Genomic DNA, 19222 nt, shown 5'->3' on the forward strand with positions numbered 1-19222 from the left:
AGGGATAACAATGGCTGATGTAGCAAGCGCTTATGCCCTGCTGACGAGTCTGATGCAGGAGCATGGGGATGCGTGATGAGGTAAGGGCCGATGCCCTGCTGGCAAGCCTGGAACAGGAGCACAAGGGCAAGCTGAAGGTGTTTCTCGGGGCCGCTCCCGGCGTGGGCAAGACCTACGCCATGTTGCAGGCGGTGCGGGAACAGGCCAAAGAGGGGGTAGACATCCTGATCGGCGTGGTGGAGACCCACGGCCGTCAGGAGACCCTGGCCCTGCTCGACAAACTCGCCATCATGCCGCGCAAAATCCACATGCACCGCCAGCAGCGACTGGAGGAGATGGATCTCGACGGCCTGCTCGCCCGCAAACCGGCCATCGCCGTGGTGGACGAGCTGGCCCACAGCAACGCTCCCGGCAGCCGCCACGAGAAACGCTGGCAGGATGTGGAGGAGCTGCTCAACGCCGGGATCGACGTCTACACCACCCTCAACGTGCAGCATCTGGAGAGCCTCAACGATCTGGTGTGGCAGCTGACCGGGGTCAGGGTGAAAGAGACTCTGCCCGATCAGGTGCTGCTGGAAGCCGACAGTCTGGTGCTGATCGACCTGCCACCCAAGGAGCTGCTTGGCCGACTCAAGGAGGGCAAGGTCTATGTGCCCCATCAGGCCAAGGCGGCACTGCAATCCTTCTTCTCCCTCAACAACCTCACCGCATTGCGGGAGCTGGCGATGCAGACCGCCGCCAGCCATGTGGAGGGCGATCTGCAACTGCAGTGGCAGGCAGCAGGCAAGAGCACCTTGCCGCTGCGGGGCAAGCTGATGGTTTGCCTCGGTGATCTGCACGGCTCGGCGCTGGTGCGCTACGGCCACCGCTTTGCCCAGCGTCGCCAGCTGCCCTGGCTGGTGGTGCATGTCGACAGCAATGGCCGCCGCTCGGCCGATGTGGAGCAGGCGCTGGCGCTCGCCTCCCACCTCGGTGCCAAGGTGCTGACCCTCTCCAGTCCGGCGGTCGCCAACACCTTGCTGGAGACCGCCGAACAGCAGCAGGTCTCCCAGCTGCTGCTCGGCAAACCCCACAAAGCACCGTGGCGCCGCTCGCTGGTGCAACACCTGCTCAAGCAGGCTCAGGGGCTCGAAATCACGCTGGTCGATACCGAGAAGCAGAAGCCCGAAGTGGGGATGCGCGTCCCGACCCCGAAGGATATACACCACAGCCTGCTGGCGGTGACCATCATGGGGATCACCTCGGCCGCCGCCTGGGGGCTCTCCTACTGGCTGCCACCAGCAGCGTTGCCGCTCATCTTTGTACTGGGGGTGCTGGCGACGGCCCTCACCACCAGTCTGGTACCCGCCACGCTGGCGGCGGTGCTGGGCTTTATCGCCCACAATCTGCTCTTCACCGCCCCCTACTTCTCCCTGAGCGTCGCCAACCACAGCGATCTGCTCACCCTGTTTGTGCTGCTTATCGTCGGCATGACGGCAGGACGGCTCGCCTCCCGTCAGCGCCAGCAGTTGATCGGTCTGCGCGAGACCCAGCAGTTGGGCAATGCCCTGCTTTCCCTCAGTCAGGGGCTGGCTACCGCCAGCAGCCCGGAGGAGGTGCTCAGACAAGGGGCGCAAGCTATCTCGCTGGCACTGGGCCAGCCAACCGTGGTGATCGACAAGGAGTTCAACGATCGGCTCGGCAACGAGAAGCACAGGCCAGGCCAGACCGACAAGGCGGCCATCGACTGGTGTCTGGCCCAGAAGCAGAGCGCCGGAGCCCACACCGCAACTCTCAATGCCGCCGAAGCCCAGTATCACCACCTCAGCGATGATCTGGTGATCGGCATAACGCTGGCCAATCCGCTCTCCTCCTCTGCCGAACACCAGCTGCAGGCGCTGCTCACCGACATTCGCGCCGCGCTGGCGCGGATCGACCTCAACGAGCGGCTGGCCGACAGCCAGTTGCAGGCGGAGACCGACCGGATGCGGGCCGCCCTGCTCTCCTCGGTCTCCCACGACTTGAAGACGCCGCTGGCCACCATCATGGGTGCCGGCAGCACCCTGCTGGAATATGGTGACCGGATCCCGCCGGATGATCGCAACGAACTGCTCCACTCGGTACAGGACGAGGCGCGCCGCCTGCACAGCTATGTGCAAAACCTGCTGGATATGACCCGTATCGGCTCCCCCGACTTCCAGTTGAAGCGGGACTGGGTCGACCTGACCGATCTGGTGGAGAGCGCCCGCAAGCGGCTCGACTCCTCCTGGCGCCAGCACAAGCTGCTGGTACATATCGATCAACATGTGCCCCAGCTCTATGTGCATGGCGCCCTGATCGAGCAGGTGCTGGTCAACATCCTCGACAACGCCTCCCGCTACTCGCCGGCAGGCACCCCCATCGAGTTCAAGGTGATGGTGGCCGAACCCGACCTTATCATCGATATCATCGATATCGGGGTCGGTATCGCCGAGTCGGATCGGGAGAAGATCTTCAATCTCTTCTACACCCAGCCGGTTGGCGATTGCGGCAGCCGTGGCACCGGGCTTGGCCTCGCCATTTCCCGCGCTATGATAGAGGCCCACGGCGGCAAGATTTGGGCCTTCTCCGGCCCCAATGGCAACGGCACCTGCATGCGCATCTCCCTGCCGCTTGCGCTCAATTCACCGGAGGTTTGATGGCTCACATTCTGGTCATAGATGATGAAGCGGCGATCCGTCGCTTTCTGCGGATCAGCCTGATTGCCGAGGGGCATCAGGTGAGCGAAGCGGTCAGCGTCACCGAGGGGCTGGAGCAATACCGCCATCTCAACCCCGATCTGGTGATCCTCGATCTCGGTCTGCCGGATGGCGATGGCATTCAGGTGTTGCAGGCCATTCGCGAACACCACCCCAATCCGGTGCTGGTGCTGTCGGCCCGCGATTCGGAGCAGGAGAAGGTGCGGCTGCTGGATGCCGGTGCCAACGACTACATGAGCAAGCCGTTTGGCATCGGCGAGATGATGGCCCGCATTCGCGTGCTCTTGCGCCAGCGGGCTGGCGTCAGCAGCGGCGAGCGGCGCCACTTCCCCCAGTGTGGCCTGACGCTCGATATAAGCAGCCACAAGGTGACCATGAAGGAAGAAGAAATCCCTCTCTCCCGCAAGGAGTTCGCCCTGCTGCAGGCGCTGGTATGCCACCCCGGCAAGCTGGTGATGCAGACCCAGCTGCTCAACGACATCTGGGGGCCGAGCCACAAGGAGGACACCCACTACCTGCGCATTGTTATCGCCAGCCTGCGCAAAAAACTGGGGGATAACCCCCAGCAACCGACGCTTATCGAGACCGAATCCGGTATCGGCTACCGCTTTATCGGCAACTGACGTTTCACGTGGAACGACGCCCGCTGCAAATCAGCGCCAGCAGACCGCAGCCACTCAGCAACAGGCCGAGATCCTGCAATCCGGCCGCCACCGCCAACCCCAGACTGAGCAGCAGGTAGTAGCCAAGCCCGAACAGGGCGCCAGCGCTGCCTGCCACCTCGCGATAGGCCAGCAGCGCCTGACTCAGCACATTGGGGATCGCCAGCCCAAAAGCGACGACGACACCCATCATGGGCAACAGGAACCAGAGGCTGGACTGACTCGCCCAGACCAGCAGCCCGGCGACCAGCACCAGAGCGCAAGCCAACCTGACCAGAGAGGACGGCAGCCACCCCCTCCCCAGCAGATGCTTGTTGAGCAGGCTGCCGAGCAGAGTCGCCAGCGCCAGCAAGATCCCCGAATAGCCAAACTCGCCGGTGCTCAATCCCAATCCGGCAAACAGGAAGGGGGCCAGACTGTAGTAGCCGAACAGCATAGTGTTGAACAGGGCGACCAGCATGGCACTGCGCCAGAGTCCGCCATCCTTCATCATCCGGCACGCCAGCGGCCAGAGTGCGACTTGCCGAGTGGTGGCCGGACGGGTTTCCGGCAACTGCCAGCAGGTCACCAGCAGCAAACCTACCGCCAGTACCAGCAGACCGCTGAACACTCCGAGATAGCCGAACCCGCTCGCCAGCTGACCGCCACTGAGCAGCCCCAACACCGGACTGAGTGAGAGCGCAATGCCCATCACCGAGAAGACCCGCGCCAAATCGCTACCCTGATAGCTGTCGCGCAGCATGGTCTGGGTCACCACAGAACCCACGGCGGCGCCAAAAGCCGAGATAACCCGGGCCACAAGCAGGGTTTCAAACTGATTAGCCAGCAGCGCCAGCAGGGTACCGACACCATAGGTGAGCAGACCCGCCAGCATGGCGGGACGCCGCCCGATCAGATCGCAGAGCCGTCCCCAGCAGACCACGCCCACCGCAAACGCCAGAAAATAGACCGACAGGGTCTGGGATGCCTGCCCTTCGCTCACCTGAAACTGGGTAGCGATGTGGGTCAGGACCGGGCTGTAGATGGTCTCCACAATTTGGGGAAACATCATCAATCCCACCACCAGCCAGAGCGGTGGCAACTGGTTGTTCATGACAAACCTCCTTCACAAGAGGTCACCATTCTAGAGAGATGCCGATTGTCTGATTACAATAAGCAGGACTATAAACATCAAAAATCGGACATATGGCCTTTATTCTTCCCGATCACCCTTTTGACCCCGACCAGCTGACGGGCAGCGTGATCGGCATTGCCTCCGCCCTCGGTTGGCACGACTCGGGCATGCATAAGCATCAGCGCCACCAGCTGTTGTTCGCCCAATCCGGCTGCATGACCATGGAGCTGGAAGGCCGAGTCTGCCTGCTGCCGCCCACCCGCGCCGCCTGGCTGCCTGCAGGCACCGCCCACCGGATCTTGATGCGCGGTGTGGTGGCCTACCGCTCCCTCTACTTCCAGCCGCACCCCGAGTTGCCAGGCACGGTAGAGGTACTGGCAGTCAATACGCTGCTGCACGAACTGATCGAGCGGATGGCGCTCTGGCCGTGGGACAAACCGCAAGAGCAGCAGCAACGGACGGTGGCACTGTTTATGGAGGAGTTGGGGCAGGCGCCGCGGGAGTCGTGGCAGTTGCCGCTGCCGACGGATCCCAGACTGGGCGACTGGCTACAGCAGTTGAAACGGGGGGATGTCCTGCCCGATCGGCTCAACCGGCTGGCCGAACGGGTGGGTGCCAGTGACAAGACCATTGGCCGCATCTTCATGCGGGAGACCGGCATGAGCTATCAGGCGTGGCGTCAGCAGTGGCGGCTGTTGCGCGCCATGGAGCTGCTGGCAGAAAGCGAGCCCATCAGCCGGATTGCCGCTGCGCTGGAGTTCTCCAGCGACAGTGCCTTTATCAGCTTCTTCAAACAACATACGGGACAGACCCCCCTGCGCTATCTCAGCTCTCGGGGTGAGTCGCCACAGCTTGGCTCGCTTCCACCACCAGGGTATCCAGCGCCAACGGCTTGAGATTGTGCAGCGCATCCTGCACTACGGCATGGGATGCCTGTTGCAACTCGCTCTGCACATCCTGTTCCAGCTGGGCACTCTCCAGCTCGGGCCGCGGGTTTTCGTTGGCCATCACGTTCAGGCTCAGGACACTCACAATCAGGGTAGCGATCAGGCTTTTCATCTGGTTTGCTCCGGTATGGTTGAGATGACCAGATAGCTATTCCAATAGTTGTGCCAATCCTCACACAATTCATAACATGATGATTTTGTTTAAATTAACTATATCTCGATACCAAATTGAGTCGCAAAATGCATCCCGCTAGGTCATTTTTAAACCAACAGTTGGTGCTTTTAACCACGCTTGATTTTTGCACCATGTTCCACGTGGAACGTCCCATCTTTTTGATCGACACCCGCTTTTAAACTGAGCTATGGTGCTACATCCCCGTAACTCAATTCTGGATCTGTCACTGAATGGAATTTTCCTTGTTCGGCGAGAAATTCACTCGCCACGCCGGTATTACCCAACTCATGGATGACCTCAATCAGGGGCTGACCAATCCGGACGCCATCATGCTAGGTGGCGGCAATCCGGCCCCCATCCCCGCCATGCTGGAACGCTTTCAGGCCGAGGCCAAGAGCCTGCTCGACAACGGCGAGCTGGTCAAAGCGATGGCCAACTACGATGGCCCGCAAGGCAAAGACAGGTTCACCAAAGCGCTGGCCGCCCTGCTCAGCAAGGAGCTGGGATGGGATATCTCGGCTCGCAATATCGCCCTGACCAACGGCAGCCAGAATGCCTTCTTCTACCTGTTTAACCTGCTGGCCGGTGAATTTGCCGATGGCCGCAAGAAGAAGGTGCTGTTCCCGCTCGCCCCCGAATACATCGGCTATGCCGACTCAGCGCTGGCGGACGACTACTTCGTGGCCTACAAGCCCACCATCGAGAAGCTGCCCGATGGCCAGTTCAAATACCACGTGGATTTTGAGAGCCTACAGGTAGGTGACGATATCGGGGTGATCTGCGTCTCCCGCCCGACCAACCCGACCGGCAACGTGCTGACCGACGAAGAGATCGAACACCTCGACCAGATCGCCCGCGACAAGGGAATCCCGCTGCTGATCGACAACGCCTACGGCGTCCCCTTCCCGGGCATCATCTTCAGCGAAGCCAAGCCGTTCTGGAACACCAATACCATCCTCTGCATGAGCCTCTCCAAGCTGGGCCTGCCAGGCACCCGTTGCGGCATCGTCATCGCCGACGAGAAGATCATTCAGGCCATCACCAACCTGAGCGGCATCATCAATCTGGCGCCGGGCAGTCTGGGGCCTGCCATCACCATCCCGATGATTGAGAGCGGCGAGATCATCACCCTCAGCGAACAGGTGGTGAAACCCTTCTATCAGCAAAAGGCAGAGCTGGCGGTGCAGCTACTGCGCGAAGCGATCCCCGACCCGCGCTTCCACATTCATAAACCGGAAGGCGCCCTCTTCCTCTGGCTCTGGTTTGAAGGCTTGCCGATCCACTGTCAGGAGCTCTATGAGCGACTGAAGGCGAAGAACCTGCTGATCGTGCCGGGTCACTACTTCTTCCCCGGCATTGATGACCCCGAGTGGCGCCACAGCCAGGAGTGTATTCGCCTCAACTACTCCCAGAGCGAGGAGCTGGTGCGTCGCGGCATCGCCATTCTGGCGGACGAGATCAACACCCTCTATGCTGGTTAATCCAATCCAGCGATACAAAACAGAAAGGCCTGCAGATGCAGGCCTTTGTCATTTATCGCGATCCGGTTTGCTTAGCCGGGCAGCGCCAGCTGCTCGGGTTTACCGATGGGGATTGCGCGGGGCTTGAGCGCCTCCGGCAGTTCGCGGGCCAGATCGATGGTCAGCAGACCATGCTCCAGCTTGGCGCCCTGCACTTCCACGTGCTGGCTCAGCTTGAAGGCGAGCTCGAAGTCACGCTCGGCAATCCCTTGATGGAGGAACTGACGTTCACCGGCCGCGGCCCCTTTACGACCCTTCACCTTGAGGGTGCCGTTTTCGGTCTCCAGCTCCAGCTCTTCGCGCTCGAAGCCAGCCACGGCGACCGTAATGCGATAGCCATCCTGATCGCGCTTTTCAATGTTGTACGGGGGGTAAGCAGCGGTCTTCTGATCGAACAGACCTTCCAACTCACGGGCCATCCGCTCGAAGCCGACGGCATTGGAATAGAGATGAGAAAAATCGAGGTTACGCATAATCCTATCCTTCTAATAAGCAACAGGTTCAACTCTCCACAGGCCCGTCATCGGCACCCGGGAAATTTTAAAATTTCAGTGAATTCAGGCTATCAGCCGTTGATCTCTATCTTGCGCGGCTTCATCGCCTCGGGCACTTCACGCACCAGCTCGATGTGCAGCAAGCCGTTTTTCAGGTCGGCCCCTTTCACCCGCACATAGTCGGCCAGCTGGAAGCGGCGCTCGAAACCACGTTCGGCGATCCCCTGATAGAGATAGTTGCGCCCGGTATCGGCCTGCTTGTTGCCCTTCACCGTCAACAGATTTTCCTGGAAGCTCAGCTCCAGCTCTTCCTGGGTAAAGCCCGCCACCGCCATGCTGATGCGGTAGTCGTTGTCACCCAGTTGCTCGATGTTGTAGGGGGGATAACCGGCATTGCCATTGCTGGCCGCAGATTCAATGAGATTGGCCAGACGATCGAAACCGATGGCAGAACGATAGAGCGGAGAAAAATCGATAGAACGCATAGTATTACCCTCTTGTGAGCGATAACGGATTGTTTGCCCTCCTTATGGACGGGCGTCTGGTCGAAACCTCTGTTGAGCGTTCCGGCCTTGTTACCTATATAGGGGCTCACTTTTTCCTTTCAAGGGGATTTTTTCAAATTTTTTAAATGGCCGTGCCGACCTTTGGCACATCAACCTGTTGGCCCGATAGTGATGATAATCGACCCGTGGGCCACTGATGACAATGCGCTCCGCACCCCATAATTGGTTGCATATCCACCAGCCAACATGGAGCCATCCCATGAAGATTACCCAGGTTCGCAACGCCACCTTGCTGCTCGACTATGCCGGCACCCGCTTTCTGATCGACCCCATGCTCTCGGCCAAGGGTGCCTTCCCCGGCTTTGAGGGCACCGCCAACAGCCAGCTGCGCAATCCGCTGGTCGAGCTGCCGCTGCCGATCGATGAGCTGGTCGATGTGGACGCAGTGATTGTCACCCACGACCATCCCGACCACTGGGATGATGCCGCCAGAGCCCTGATCCCCAAGCATCTGCCGCTCTTGGTACAACATCAGAAAGATGCCGGTGCCATTCGTGCCAGTGGCTTTGAGGATGTGCGCCTGCTGAACGACCAGCCCGAGTTTGCCGGCATTCGCCTGCAGCAGACCGGTGGCCAACACGGCAGCGACCAGTTGATGGCGGTACTGGGCGAGCGCATGGGAGAGGTATGCGGCGTGGTCTTCTCCCACCCCGATGAGCCGTGCCTCTATCTGGCCGGTGATACCATCTGGCATCCCTCGGTCGAGCAAGCCCTGCAACAGCATCAGCCCGAGGTCATCATCCTCAACTGTGGCTATGCACAGGTGCCCGGACTCGGTTCCATCATCATGGGCAAGGAGGATGTCGCCGCCGTTTATCAGGCCGCACCGCAAGCCACGCTGATCGCCAGTCATATGGAGGCGGTCAACCACGCCGTGCTGTCACGCCAGGAGCTGCGCGACTATCTGGTGGACCGGGGCATGATGGATCGGGTACGGGTGCCGGAAGATGGCGAGGCGATATCGCTGTGATCCGCAGGAGGGCCATGCCAGACATGGCCCTTCGGCTTTCACTGCCGAACGCTTATGATGAGTGGTCTGCGCGCAGAGAGGAGTCAACATAATGCCCACCCCGATCGTTGCCGTGGTGACCTTCGATCACTTCAGCCCTTTTCACTGCGCCGTCCCCTGCCTCATCTTCGGCGATATCCTGCCGGGCCAGCCACTGTTCGAGCTCAAGATCTGCTGCGGTGATGGCAACCACCACTCACACTCGGCGCAAGGCTTCACCATTCAGGCGCCCCATGGGCTGGAGGTGCTGGCCGAGGCGGAGATCATCGTCATCCCCTTCTGGCACGACCCGTCAGCACGGCCACCTGCAGCGCTGCTCGATGCCCTGATTGCCGCCAGGGCCAGAGGTGCCCGACTGGTCGGGCTCTGTCTCGGCACCTATGTGCTCGCCTACGCCGGGCTGCTCAATGGTCGAAAGGCATCGACCCACTGGGAGTACGAACAGGATTTCTGCCACCGCTTTCCCTGCGTGCAGCTCGATACCAACGCCCTCTATGTGGATGACGAGGGGCTGGTCACCTCGGCAGGTACTGCCGCCGGGCTGGACTGCTGCCTCTATCTGGTGCGCCAGTACCACGGCTCGGCCATCGCCAACAAGGTGGCGCGGCGGCTGGTTATCCCGCCTCACCGGGAAGGGGGGCAGGCCCAGTTTATCGAGCAGCCGGTGCCCGCCTCCACCCGCGATGTCCGGATGAACCAGTTGCTCGACCACCTGCGTGCCCATCTGGCCGACCCCCATACCCTGGACTCTCTGGCAGATCTCACCCTGATGAGTCGACGCACCTTTACCCGCCGTTTTCATCAGGCAACCGGCCTCTCGGTGGGTGAATGGCTGCTGGCGGAACGGCTCAGGCGCAGTCAGGAGCTGCTGGAGGTAAGCGGCCATTCCATCGATCGCATCGCCGAGCTGGTCGGCTTCAAGAGTGCCACCTCCCTGCGCAATCACTTCCGATCCCGCTTTGCCATCTCCCCCAGCGAGTGGCGACGATCTTTTCGTGGCCATAACTCCTGATGATGCCCGCTGTACCTGCTCACTCCGCTATGGCAGGCTAACCAGAGACCCCGAGGAGTCATACCATGTCCCGTTCCGAACGCCTGCTGGCCCTGCTCCAGCTGCTGCGCGGCCACCGCTACGCCATCACAGGCGCGGAGCTGGCCAGCCAGCTTGGCATCAGCCTGCGCACCCTCTACCGGGATATCGCCACCCTGCAGGCACAAGGTGCCCATATCGAGGGTGAACCCGGGACCGGCTATGTGCTGCGTCCCGGCTTCATGCTGCCGCCATTGATGTTCAGTGAAGAGGAGCTGGATGCGCTGGTGCTGGGATCGCGTTGGGTCGTCGCCCACGGTGACGGAGCCTTGAGTGCATCGGCCAGCAGTGCGCTGGCCAAGATAGAAGCCGTGCTACCCGCCGACTATCGCCAGCAGCTCCAGAGCAATGCCCTGCTGATCGGCACCTCCCGCAGCGAGAGCCTCACCGATGAAGCTCCGCTGCGCAGCGCCATCCGCCAACAACGCAAGGTGACCCTGGGCTATCGCGATCTCAAGGATGAGGCCTCTGAGCGCACCGTCTGGCCATTTGCCCTCGGCTACTTCGAACAGGTGCGGGTACTGGTGGCCTGGTGCGAACTGCGTCAGGGCTTTCGCCACTTTCGGGTCGATCGCATCACCCGGATGCAGCCGCAAGATTGCCGCTATCCAAAAAGCAGAGAGAGCCTGCTGAAGGAGTGGCGCACCACCCAGCAAATCCCGCAGCCGAAATTCATTGCTGACAGAAACTGACAGCAGGTAGCGCCATCCTGAGGGGGTCGGCGCAGATGTGCTATTTCATCTGTTAGGTCATATACATCGAAACGAGGTTGCTCAAAAACATGAACAATAAAAGTGGTTATATCGGCGTCAACGGTGGTGAGTTGTATTACGAACTTTCGGGTAATCCTGATGGTGAGCCTTTATTGATGCTTCATGGTGGCCTTGGTTCCCTTAATGAACTAATACCCATTCAAAGATATGTTGCCATGGATTATCAGTTGATCAGTGTAGATTTCCGTGGCCATGGAAAATCCCCTCTAGGTAGTAAGCCACTGAGTTACTTGCAGTATCAGCAAGATATCCAAACACTCCTCGACTATCTGGGCGTTGATAAATATTCAATATTTGGCTTTAGTGATGGTGGTATCGTAGGTTATCGACTAGCCGTACAAGAACCCGATAGCGTTTCTTGTTTGGTTACACTTGGTGCAACGTGGCGATTAGAGCCTGATGATCCATCACTCGGGTTGCTAAGCGGCTTAACAGCAGACTTTTGGATTTCAAAGTTTGCCGATGATGTCGCGCTATATAAGGTGTCAAATCCCGAGCCTGATTTCCCAAAACTGGTCGATGCTGTAAAGGCTGTTTGGCTTGATACAACACCATCTGGCTACCCGAGTAACCTAGTTGAAAAAATTCGTTGTCCGACATTAATCATGAGGGGTGATAACGATGTCATATTTTCGCTTGAGGAGTCTGTGGCTTTAAAAGCAAAAATCGCAGATTCCAGTTTTGCCAATATTCCACTCGCGGCTCACTCAGCTCATCAAGAATCGCCGGAACTGGTAGGTAAAATGCTTCAACAGTTCATGTCACAGCATAAAAACTATTAACTCTTCCATAGCACACTGCATATAAAGAATCAGCTCTGTGCAAGTGAACTCATCATCAAAATGCCGAACATCAAATTCGGCATTTTCTTTATCTCAGCCCGCTCGCCCATCCTTTCAACTGCAAGTGTTTCACGTGGAACGTCGGGCGGCATCCGGCTGGGCCGTCTGTGCTATCATCCCCGCTCCTTACTCTCTGGAGAAACAATGACCACTCGACATAATCCGCTCGAACTGTACCAGCCGGACAACAGCTCCCCCGATAAACTGAGCGAACGACAGCTGATGCTATTTGCCCTACTACAACAGCGTGAGCAGGAGTTTGGCTTCAACCAGAACGTAATCGTCCACTACCCGGAAGCGAGCTTTCTCACCGCTCCGCTCGATTATCTGGATCTGCTGATCCTGGAACAGCAGCAACAGGGTCACCTCATCAATGAGGTGGTGATACTCACCACTTACCCTCAGGTGCACACCCCACTGGTCGAGCGTGACTATCTGCATGAAGCGGTTCATATGCCCGCAGGCCCGGATCACACTGCAATATTCAGAGCGCATTGCGGTTCTCAGCAAGCAGGCAAAATCCTCTACATCGAAGCGGTCAACGAGCAGGATCCCAAAATCCAGCCGACCTTTGTCTTGATGTTGCGCGATGAGCATGGTGAGCTGCAGGGCGGCATGTCCGGATCAATCTGGACTCAGGATAAGCGGCGTTACGCCTATATTGGCACTGTGGTGGTGCAACCTGGGCAACCCGCAGGAACCGGCACCCTGCTCGCCAATACCGTGCTGGAGTACCTGACGCAGCAAGGGGTTTACGAGGTCAATCTCGGTACCCAGACCGCCGAGCCTTTCTATACCAAGCTGGGGTTCAGGGTCATCCACCACATAGTGCCAGCGTTGCGTCATCGCACGGCTAGCGATGGCACTGTGCTACCTCACAACCTGGTCATCATGAGCAAAATGCTCTGATAAAGCAGACTACAGATGTAAAAAAGCCGCTCACAAGGAGCGGCTTTTTGCTGTCTGACTGCGTCGATTAGACGTCGAGGTTGGCCACGCGCAGGGCGTTGGTCTCGATAAAGTCACGACGGGGCTCAACGGCATCACCCATCAGGGTGGAGAAGAGCTGGTCAGCGCCGACGGCGTCGTCGATGGTGACACGCAGCATGCGGCGGGCTTCCGGATCCATGGTGGTTTCCCACAGCTGGTCCGGGTTCATCTCACCCAGCCCTTTATAGCGCTGGATGTAGATGCCGCGTTTGCCTTCGCCCATCAGCCACTCGACGGCTTCCACAAAGTTGGCAACCGGCTTCACCTTCTCGCCACGCTTGATGAAACCACCTTCCTCAATCAGGTTGGCGATCTCCTTGCCCAGCGAAACCAGCTGACGGTACTCACCGGACTGCAGGAAGTCGTAGCTGAGCGGATATTCGCGGTCGACACCGTGCTGACGTACCACGGCGTGCGGCACGTACAGGCTGCGCTCTTCGTCACGACGAACCTGGATCTGGTACTGGATACCGTGGTTGCTCTCGTTGAGCACGGCTTCCATACCCTGACACCAGGCCAGCAGATCGCTCTCGCTGTTCAGCAGCGCTTCGTTCAACTCCGGCTGATAGATCAGCTGGGTCAGCACGGCTTCCGGCGCACGACGAGACATACGGGTGATCAGGTGAGTCACCGAGCGGTGCTGGTTGACCAGACGCTCCAGCGCCTCGCCACCGATGGCCGGGGCAGACTCGTTGACGTGCAGGGTAGCACCATCCAGCGCCATGGCGGTCTGGTACTGCAGCAGCGCGTCTTCGTCTTTCAGGTACTGCTCCTGCTTGCCCTTCTTCACTTTGTAGAGCGGCGGCTGGGCGATGTAGACGTAGCCACGTTCGATGATTTCCGGCATCTGACGATAGAAGAAGGTCAGCAGCAGGGTTCGGATGTGCGCACCATCGACGTCCGCATCGGTCATGATGATGATGTTGTGATAACGCAGCTTGTCCGGGTTGTACTCGTCGCGACCGATACCGCAACCCAGTGCGGTGATCAGGGTGCCCACCTCTTGCGAGGAGATCATCTTGTCGAAACGGGCCTTCTCTACGTTCAGGATTTTACCCTTGAGCGGCAGGATGGCCTGGTTTTTACGGTTGCGACCCTGCTTGGCGGAACCGCCAGCAGAGTCCCCTTCCACTATGTAGAGTTCGGAGAGAGCCGGGTCTTTTTCCTGACAGTCAGCCAGCTTGCCGGGCAGACCGGCGATATCCAGCGCGCCTTTGCGGCGGGTCAGTTCGCGGGCTTTGCGGGCCGCTTCGCGGGCACGGGCCGCATCGATGATCTTGTTGACCACGATCTTGGCATCGCCCGGGTTTTCCAGCAGGAAGTCGGCCAGCTTCTCACCCATCGCCTGTTCAACGGCGGTCTTCACTTCGGAAGAGACCAGCTTGTCTTTGGTCTGGGAGGAGAACTTGGGATCCGGCACCTTGACGGAGATAACGGCAATCAGACCTTCACGCACGTCGTCGCCACTGGCGGCAGACTTGGCCTTCTTGCTGTAGTCCTCTTTGTCCATATAGGAGTTCAGAGTACGGGTCAGCGCGGTACGGAAGCCAACGAGGTGAGTACCACCATCCCGCTGCGGGATGTTGTTGGTGAAGCAGTAGACCCCTTCCTGATAGGCGTCGTTCCACTGCATCGCCACTTCAACGCCAATGCCATCCTGCTCGGTGGTGAAATGGAACACCTTCGGGTGGATCGGGGTCTTGTTCTGGTTCAGGTACTCAACGAATGCCTTGATGCCACCCTCGTAGCAGAAATGCGCCTCGCGGCCATCACGCTCGTCTTGCAGACGGATGGAGACACCGGAGTTGAGGAAGGAGAGCTCGCGCAGGCGCTTGGCCAGGATCTCGTAGTGGAACAGGGTATCGCTGAAAATGGCCGGGCTCGGCCAGAAGCGAACTTCGGTACCGGTGCCGGTGCTGTCGCCAATCTGCTTGAGCGGCGCCTGTGGCTCACCCAGATGATAGGTCTGCTCGTAGACGTGACCGTTACGACGAATGGTCAGCAACAGCTTGTCAGAGAGAGCGTTAACGACGGAGACACCCACGCCGTGCAGGCCGCCGGATACCTTGTAGGAGTTGTCATCAAACTTACCGCCTGCGTGCAGCACGGTCATGATGACCTCTGCGGCGGAGCGGCCCTCCTCCTCGTGCATGTCTACCGGGATACCCCGGCCATTGTCACGCACAGAGACAGAACCGTCGGAATGGATCTTGACCAGAATATCGGAGCAGTAGCCAGCGAGCGCCTCGTCAATGGAGTTATCGACGACCTCGAACACCATGTGGTGCAGACCCGAGCCATCATCCGTATCGCCGATATACATCCCCGGGCGCTTGCGGACCGCATCCAGGCCCTTCAGCACCTTGATATTCGAGGAGTCGTAAGTATTTTCACTCATAGCTTACTCTCTGCCTTCTCTAACGTTTCGGAGATTTTACCCTGTTCCACGTGGAACAACTTGCAGTCATTCGCATCCATCATGTCTGCGAGCTGACCGGTGTCGATGGCGGTGATAAACACCTGGGACGCACACTGCTTCAGCCTTGCGGCCAGCAAGCGGCGCTTGTCGACATCCAGTTCAGAGGCAAAATCGTCAATTAAAAAAATACAGCCACGGCTGCTATGTTGATTCAAATAGAGCCCTTGGGCCAGTCGCATGGCGCAGACCAGCAACTTCAGCTGACCCCGGGACAAAATATCCTGAGCGGGTACCCCGTTCGCCTTGAGGCGCACATCGGCTTTCTGTGGACCGACACCGGTATAGCCCAGCGCCCGATCCCGCTCAAACCCCGCCTCCAGCAGATCGCCGAGGGGAGTATCTTTCTCCCAGCCCCGGTAAAAGCCGAGACTGATATCGAATTCCGGCAGAAAATCCGCCGTCATCTCCTTGATCAGGGGCGTAATGGCCTGACAATAACTGGCGCGAAACTCGGCCAGCTCACCACCCAGCCGCACCAATTCCTGATCCCAGAACGCCAGCTGGCGGTACTGGGTGCTCTGGCGCAACAGCGCATTGCGCTGTTTCAGCAGCCGCCGCACTCGTCCCCAGAGGGCAAAGAAGGTCGGCTCCTGATGGAAAACACCCCAATCGAGCCAGGCACGGCGAGCCTGAGGCCCGCCCGTCAGCAAGTTGAAACCATCGGGATGGATCAACTGCACCGGCAACAGCTCCGCCAAATCGGCCAGCCGCTGGGCCTGCGCCCCGGCAATCTTGAGCTGGGTCTCGCCACTCTTGTCTTTGGCAAGACCGATCGGTACCTGACGTCCCTCCAGCTCGCACTGGGCAAACAGGGTAAATGCCCTCTCCCCCTGGCGGATGACCCGCCCGGTCAAATGAGTGCGAAAGGAGCGCCCCAGACCAAGGTAGTGAATGGCTTCCAGCACGCTGGTCTTGCCGCTGCCATTGCACCCGACCAGAATGTTGAGGCCGGGCGACAGCTTGAGACTGGCTTGCTGGATATTGCGAAAGTCGCTGAGCTGGAGTTTGACCAGGGACACGACTAGATCCGCATCGGCATCACCACGTACTGAGCATCCTGATGTTCAAAATCCTCAATAATGGCGCTGCTGACGGAATCGCTCAGGCTAACCCGGATTTGCTCACATTTTAACGTATTCAGCACGTCCAGCACATAAGAGACGTTGAATCCGATCTCCATCTCGCCAGCAGCGTATTGTACGTCAAGCAGCTCTTCCGCTTCTTCCTGTTCCGGGTTGTTGGCGGTGATGCGCAGCAGGTTTTCCTGCAGATTGAGACGCACCCCACGGAATTTTTCGTTGGAGAGGATCGCCGCGCGGGCAAACGCCTGACGCAGATCCTCGCGACCGGCGATCAAGGCCTTGTCGCTGTTGCGCGGAATGACCCGGCGCCAGTCCGGGAAACGGCCATCCACCAGCTTGGAGGTGAAGATGAAACCGTCGAGGGCTGCACGCAGGTTGCTGCGACCGATCTGCAGTCGCACCGGCTTGTCTTCCGCTTCCAGCAGACGCACCAGCTCCAGCACCCCTTTGCGCGGCAGGATAACCTGATGATCGGGCAGCGATTCCCCTACTACCTCGCGGCGGCAGGTGGCCAGACGGTGACCATCGGTCGCCACGGTACGCAGACCGTGACCTTCACTCTCGAACAGCATGCCGTTCAGGTAGTAACGCACGTCCTGGCTGGCCATGGAGAACTGGGTCGCATCGATCAGCTTTTTCAGCTCCAGCTGGCTGATATCGAACTCGAGCACGGATTCCCAATCCTCGATGTTCGGATACTCGGTCGCTGGCAGGGTCGAGAGGTTGAAGCGGGAGCGACCGGACCGGATGATCAGGCGCTCGCCTTCGGTATTGAGACGGATCTCGGCACCTTCCGGCAGACCACGGCAGATATCCAGCAGCTTGCGCGCCGGTACTGTGGTGCGGCCATCTTCACTGGCCCCGTTCAGATAGACCTGACCGATCATCTCTACTTCGAGATCGGTACCGGTCAGTGACAGCAGACCGTTGCTGACATCAAGCAGCACGTTGCCGAGGATCGGCAGGGTCGGTCGGCCGCCGAGGGCGCCGGACACCAGTTGCAGAGGACGTAACAGGGCCTCACGGCTAATTTCGAGCTGCATCTGTGCTCTCCGTTGTGATTAGGAGGAAAAGATTCGGATCAGGTTGGAATATTCGCGCTGCATCTGTCCACTCGATTCCGTTATCAGGAAGAAAGGGTACGGATCAGGTTGGAATAGTCCTCCTTGATGTCGTGACTCTCCTCCTTCAGCTGCTCGATCTTGCGGCAGGCATGAAGAACGGTAGTGTGGTCACGGCCACCAAAGGCATCACCTATCTCCGGCAAACTGTGGTTGGTCAGCTCCTTGGCCAGTGCCATCGCCAGTTGGCGCGGACGGGCAACAGAGCGGGAACGACGCTTGGAGAGCAGATCCGCCAGCTTGATCTTGTAGTACTCCGCCACCGTCTTCTGGATATTGTCGATGGTGACCAGCTTCTCCTGCAGTGCCAACAGGTCGCGCAGCGCTTCGCGCACGAAATCGATGTTGATGGCACGGCCGGTGAAGTTGGCGTTGGCGATCACCCGGTTGAGGGCGCCTTCCAGTTCACGGACGTTGGATCGCAGACGTTTGGCAATGAAGAAGGCCACTTCGTCCGGCAGATGGATCTGGTTCTCGTCTGCCTTGCGCATCAGGATCGCGACGCGGGTCTCCAGCTCCGGCGGTTCGATCGCCACGGTCAGGCCCCAGCCGAAGCGGGACTTGAGGCGATCCTCGACACCGTTGATCTCCTTCGGATAGCGATCCGAGGTCAGGATGATCTGCTGGTTACCTTCCAGCAAGGCATTGAAGGTATGGAAGAACTCCTCCTGGGAGCGCTCCTTGTTGGCGAAGAACTGGATGTCATCGATGAGCAGGGCATCGACGCTGCGGTAGTAACGCTTGAACTCTTCAATGGCGTTGTTTTGCAGCGCTTTCACCATGTCCTGAACAAACCGCTCGGAGTGCATATAGATGACTTTGGCATCTTTTTTACTCTCCTTGATGGCATTGCCAACGGCGTGCAACAGGTGGGTTTTACCCAGGCCAGTGCCGCCATAGAGAAACAGCGGGTTGTAAGCACCACCCGGATTGTCCGCTACCTGGCGGGCAGCCGCACGCGCCAACTGGTTGGACTTACCCTCGACGAAATTCTCGAAGGTATAGTTCACGTTGGTATTGCTCTTGTGGTTCGGCTCGGGCTTGGCTTCAGCCTTGCTTTCCCAGCTCTTCTGCAAGTTATTCACAGGCGCGGCACCCTGTACCGGCGCTCTGGCGACAGCAACAGGATGGGGACGATTGCCTATATCAAAACGCAGGGCGGGGCCGTCGACCCCGCAGAGTTCGTTGATGATGCCGTTAACCCGGATGAGATACTTGTCTCGTACCCAGTCCAGAACAAAGCGATTCGGTGCATACAGGGTCAGAGTATTGTCACTCAACTCCGCTTGAAGCGGCCGGATCCACATGCTGAATTCTGCCGAGGGCAACTCATCTTGCAGCCGGTTAAGGCACTGCTGCCATAGCGAAGCAGTCACTCTAAACTCCTGTCGATTGATTAACTAAAGACCGGCTATTCTACGTTTTTAGCCGCCGGATCTCCAGCCATCGCCCGGTGGATCCAGCAAATAAGATCCTTGACTTTCAAGGATCCAGCGCCTTTGGATCGGATTTCATCCCCAAAGTTACCCACAGCTTGATCCACCGTCCGGATTGGTCGATCCCGTGCTTCTCTCCTGTTATTTCATATAACCAAATGTCATTTATTTTTTAAATTTTATTCCAATAACATCAGGGCCAAAC

At 58.8% G+C, this 19222-nt stretch carries 17 protein-coding genes; 9 read left to right on the plus strand and 8 right to left on the minus strand.

Annotation, left to right across the window (positions count from 1 at the left end; all coding sequences use genetic code 11):
• The first annotated feature begins 68 nt into the window (after window positions 1-68).
• Window positions 69-2657, plus strand: coding sequence for a sensor histidine kinase KdpD (locus tag I6L34_RS10520; RefSeq protein WP_040069564.1), 2589 nt, complete (start codon window positions 69-71; stop codon window positions 2655-2657).
• Window positions 2657-3340 carry a response regulator gene (locus tag I6L34_RS10525; RefSeq protein ID WP_033115265.1) on the plus strand — a complete coding sequence of 228 codons (684 nt, stop codon included), beginning with the start codon at window positions 2657-2659 and terminating at the stop codon, window positions 3338-3340. Before I6L34_RS10520 ends, I6L34_RS10525 begins: the two co-directional genes overlap by 1 nt.
• A 4-nt stretch (window positions 3341-3344) precedes the next feature.
• Here the strand turns inward: I6L34_RS10525 and I6L34_RS10530 are convergent, their stop codons facing one another.
• Entirely contained in the window at window positions 3345-4472 is a 1128-nt protein-coding gene (locus tag I6L34_RS10530; RefSeq protein ID WP_216956774.1) for a multidrug effflux MFS transporter, read from the minus strand.
• Window positions 4473-4564: 92 nt separating this feature from the next.
• Here I6L34_RS10530 and I6L34_RS10535 point away from each other — a divergent pair, with 92 nt between their 5' ends.
• Complete coding sequence (locus tag I6L34_RS10535; protein ID WP_216956776.1) at window positions 4565-5389, plus strand: helix-turn-helix domain-containing protein; 825 nt, start codon at window positions 4565-4567, stop codon at window positions 5387-5389.
• Here I6L34_RS10535 and I6L34_RS10540 read toward each other — a convergent pair.
• Window positions 5319-5552: a hypothetical protein gene (locus tag I6L34_RS10540; RefSeq protein ID WP_021230450.1), complete on the minus strand. Its 234-nt coding sequence runs from the start codon at window positions 5550-5552 to the stop codon at window positions 5319-5321. The genes I6L34_RS10535 and I6L34_RS10540 overlap by 71 nt on opposite strands.
• Window positions 5553-5845: 293 nt before the next feature.
• Between I6L34_RS10540 and I6L34_RS10545 the strand changes: the two genes are divergently transcribed.
• Entirely contained in the window at window positions 5846-7096 is a 1251-nt protein-coding gene (locus I6L34_RS10545) for a valine--pyruvate transaminase (protein ID WP_058059789.1), read from the plus strand.
• Window positions 7097-7167: 71 nt separating this feature from the next.
• On the opposite strand, the gene I6L34_RS10550 is transcribed toward I6L34_RS10545, so the two are convergent.
• Both I6L34_RS10550 and I6L34_RS10555 read right to left on the minus strand, forming a co-directional pair.
• Complete coding sequence (locus tag I6L34_RS10550; protein ID WP_005357182.1) at window positions 7168-7608, minus strand: Hsp20 family protein; 441 nt, start codon at window positions 7606-7608, stop codon at window positions 7168-7170.
• A 92-nt stretch (window positions 7609-7700) separates the two neighbouring features.
• Window positions 7701-8114 (minus strand): Hsp20 family protein, encoded by a 414-nt coding sequence (locus tag I6L34_RS10555; protein WP_005339298.1) that lies wholly within the window; start codon window positions 8112-8114, stop codon window positions 7701-7703.
• A gap of 280 nt (window positions 8115-8394) precedes the next feature.
• Here I6L34_RS10555 and I6L34_RS10560 point away from each other — a divergent pair, with 280 nt between their 5' ends.
• The 5 genes from I6L34_RS10560 (at window position 8395) to I6L34_RS10580 (ending at window position 12818) form a co-directional block, all read left to right on the plus strand.
• Entirely contained in the window at window positions 8395-9165 is a 771-nt protein-coding gene (locus I6L34_RS10560; RefSeq protein ID WP_216956778.1) for an MBL fold metallo-hydrolase, read from the plus strand.
• 91 nt (window positions 9166-9256) lie between these two features.
• Window positions 9257-10216 (plus strand): helix-turn-helix domain-containing protein, encoded by a 960-nt coding sequence (locus tag I6L34_RS10565; protein ID WP_058059792.1) that lies wholly within the window; start codon window positions 9257-9259, stop codon window positions 10214-10216.
• A 65-nt stretch (window positions 10217-10281) separates the two neighbouring features.
• Complete coding sequence (locus I6L34_RS10570; protein WP_075116238.1) at window positions 10282-10986, plus strand: YafY family protein; 705 nt, start codon at window positions 10282-10284, stop codon at window positions 10984-10986.
• 89 nt (window positions 10987-11075) lie between these two features.
• Entirely contained in the window at window positions 11076-11849 is a 774-nt protein-coding gene (locus tag I6L34_RS10575) for an alpha/beta fold hydrolase (protein WP_043820704.1), read from the plus strand.
• A 204-nt stretch (window positions 11850-12053) separates the two neighbouring features.
• Window positions 12054-12818 (plus strand): GNAT family N-acetyltransferase, encoded by a 765-nt coding sequence (locus I6L34_RS10580; protein ID WP_216956780.1) that lies wholly within the window; start codon window positions 12054-12056, stop codon window positions 12816-12818.
• A 67-nt stretch (window positions 12819-12885) separates the two neighbouring features.
• On the opposite strand, the gene gyrB is transcribed toward I6L34_RS10580, so the two are convergent.
• The 4 genes from gyrB to dnaA form a co-directional block, all read right to left on the minus strand.
• Window positions 12886-15297, minus strand: a complete 2412-nt coding sequence (gene gyrB, locus I6L34_RS10585; RefSeq protein WP_005357188.1) for a DNA topoisomerase (ATP-hydrolyzing) subunit B — start codon at window positions 15295-15297, stop codon at window positions 12886-12888.
• Window positions 15294-16397, minus strand: coding sequence for a DNA replication/repair protein RecF (gene recF, locus I6L34_RS10590; RefSeq protein ID WP_005339305.1), 1104 nt, complete (start codon window positions 16395-16397; stop codon window positions 15294-15296). Before recF ends, gyrB begins: the two co-directional genes overlap by 4 nt.
• Window positions 16398-16399: 2 nt before the next feature.
• Entirely contained in the window at window positions 16400-17503 is a 1104-nt protein-coding gene (gene dnaN / locus I6L34_RS10595) for a DNA polymerase III subunit beta (protein WP_216956783.1), read from the minus strand.
• Window positions 17504-17586: 83 nt separating this feature from the next.
• On the minus strand, window positions 17587-18957 hold the full coding sequence (gene dnaA / locus I6L34_RS10600; RefSeq protein WP_005339307.1) for a chromosomal replication initiator protein DnaA: 1371 nt from the start codon (window positions 18955-18957) through the stop codon (window positions 17587-17589).
• Window positions 18958-19222: the final 265 nt, after the last annotated feature.

Source organism: Aeromonas sp. FDAARGOS 1404 (genome assembly GCF_019047085.1).
Classification (GTDB): Bacteria; Pseudomonadota; Gammaproteobacteria; order Enterobacterales; family Aeromonadaceae; genus Aeromonas; species Aeromonas veronii.

Bases quoted from the DNA above. Each gene is read 5' to 3' on its own strand.
- I6L34_RS10520 (WP_040069564.1), top strand. From the start codon at position 69: ATGCGTGATGAGGTAAGGGCCGATGCCCTGCTGGCAAGCCTGGAACAG.
- I6L34_RS10525 (WP_033115265.1), top strand. From the start codon at position 2,657: ATGGCTCACATTCTGGTCATAGATGATGAAGCGGCGATCCGTCGCTTT.
- I6L34_RS10530 (WP_216956774.1), bottom strand. From the start codon at position 4,472: ATGAACAACCAGTTGCCACCGCTCTGGCTGGTGGTGGGATTGATGATG.
- I6L34_RS10535 (WP_216956776.1), top strand. From the start codon at position 4,565: ATGGCCTTTATTCTTCCCGATCACCCTTTTGACCCCGACCAGCTGACG.
- I6L34_RS10540 (WP_021230450.1), bottom strand. From the start codon at position 5,552: ATGAAAAGCCTGATCGCTACCCTGATTGTGAGTGTCCTGAGCCTGAAC.
- I6L34_RS10545 (WP_058059789.1), top strand. From the start codon at position 5,846: ATGGAATTTTCCTTGTTCGGCGAGAAATTCACTCGCCACGCCGGTATT.
- I6L34_RS10550 (WP_005357182.1), bottom strand. From the start codon at position 7,608: ATGCGTAACCTCGATTTTTCTCATCTCTATTCCAATGCCGTCGGCTTC.
- I6L34_RS10555 (WP_005339298.1), bottom strand. From the start codon at position 8,114: ATGCGTTCTATCGATTTTTCTCCGCTCTATCGTTCTGCCATCGGTTTC.
- I6L34_RS10560 (WP_216956778.1), top strand. From the start codon at position 8,395: ATGAAGATTACCCAGGTTCGCAACGCCACCTTGCTGCTCGACTATGCC.
- I6L34_RS10565 (WP_058059792.1), top strand. From the start codon at position 9,257: ATGCCCACCCCGATCGTTGCCGTGGTGACCTTCGATCACTTCAGCCCT.
- I6L34_RS10570 (WP_075116238.1), top strand. From the start codon at position 10,282: ATGTCCCGTTCCGAACGCCTGCTGGCCCTGCTCCAGCTGCTGCGCGGC.
- I6L34_RS10575 (WP_043820704.1), top strand. From the start codon at position 11,076: ATGAACAATAAAAGTGGTTATATCGGCGTCAACGGTGGTGAGTTGTAT.
- I6L34_RS10580 (WP_216956780.1), top strand. From the start codon at position 12,054: ATGACCACTCGACATAATCCGCTCGAACTGTACCAGCCGGACAACAGC.
- gyrB (WP_005357188.1), bottom strand. From the start codon at position 15,297: ATGAGTGAAAATACTTACGACTCCTCGAATATCAAGGTGCTGAAGGGC.
- dnaN (WP_216956783.1), bottom strand. From the start codon at position 17,503: ATGCAGCTCGAAATTAGCCGTGAGGCCCTGTTACGTCCTCTGCAACTG.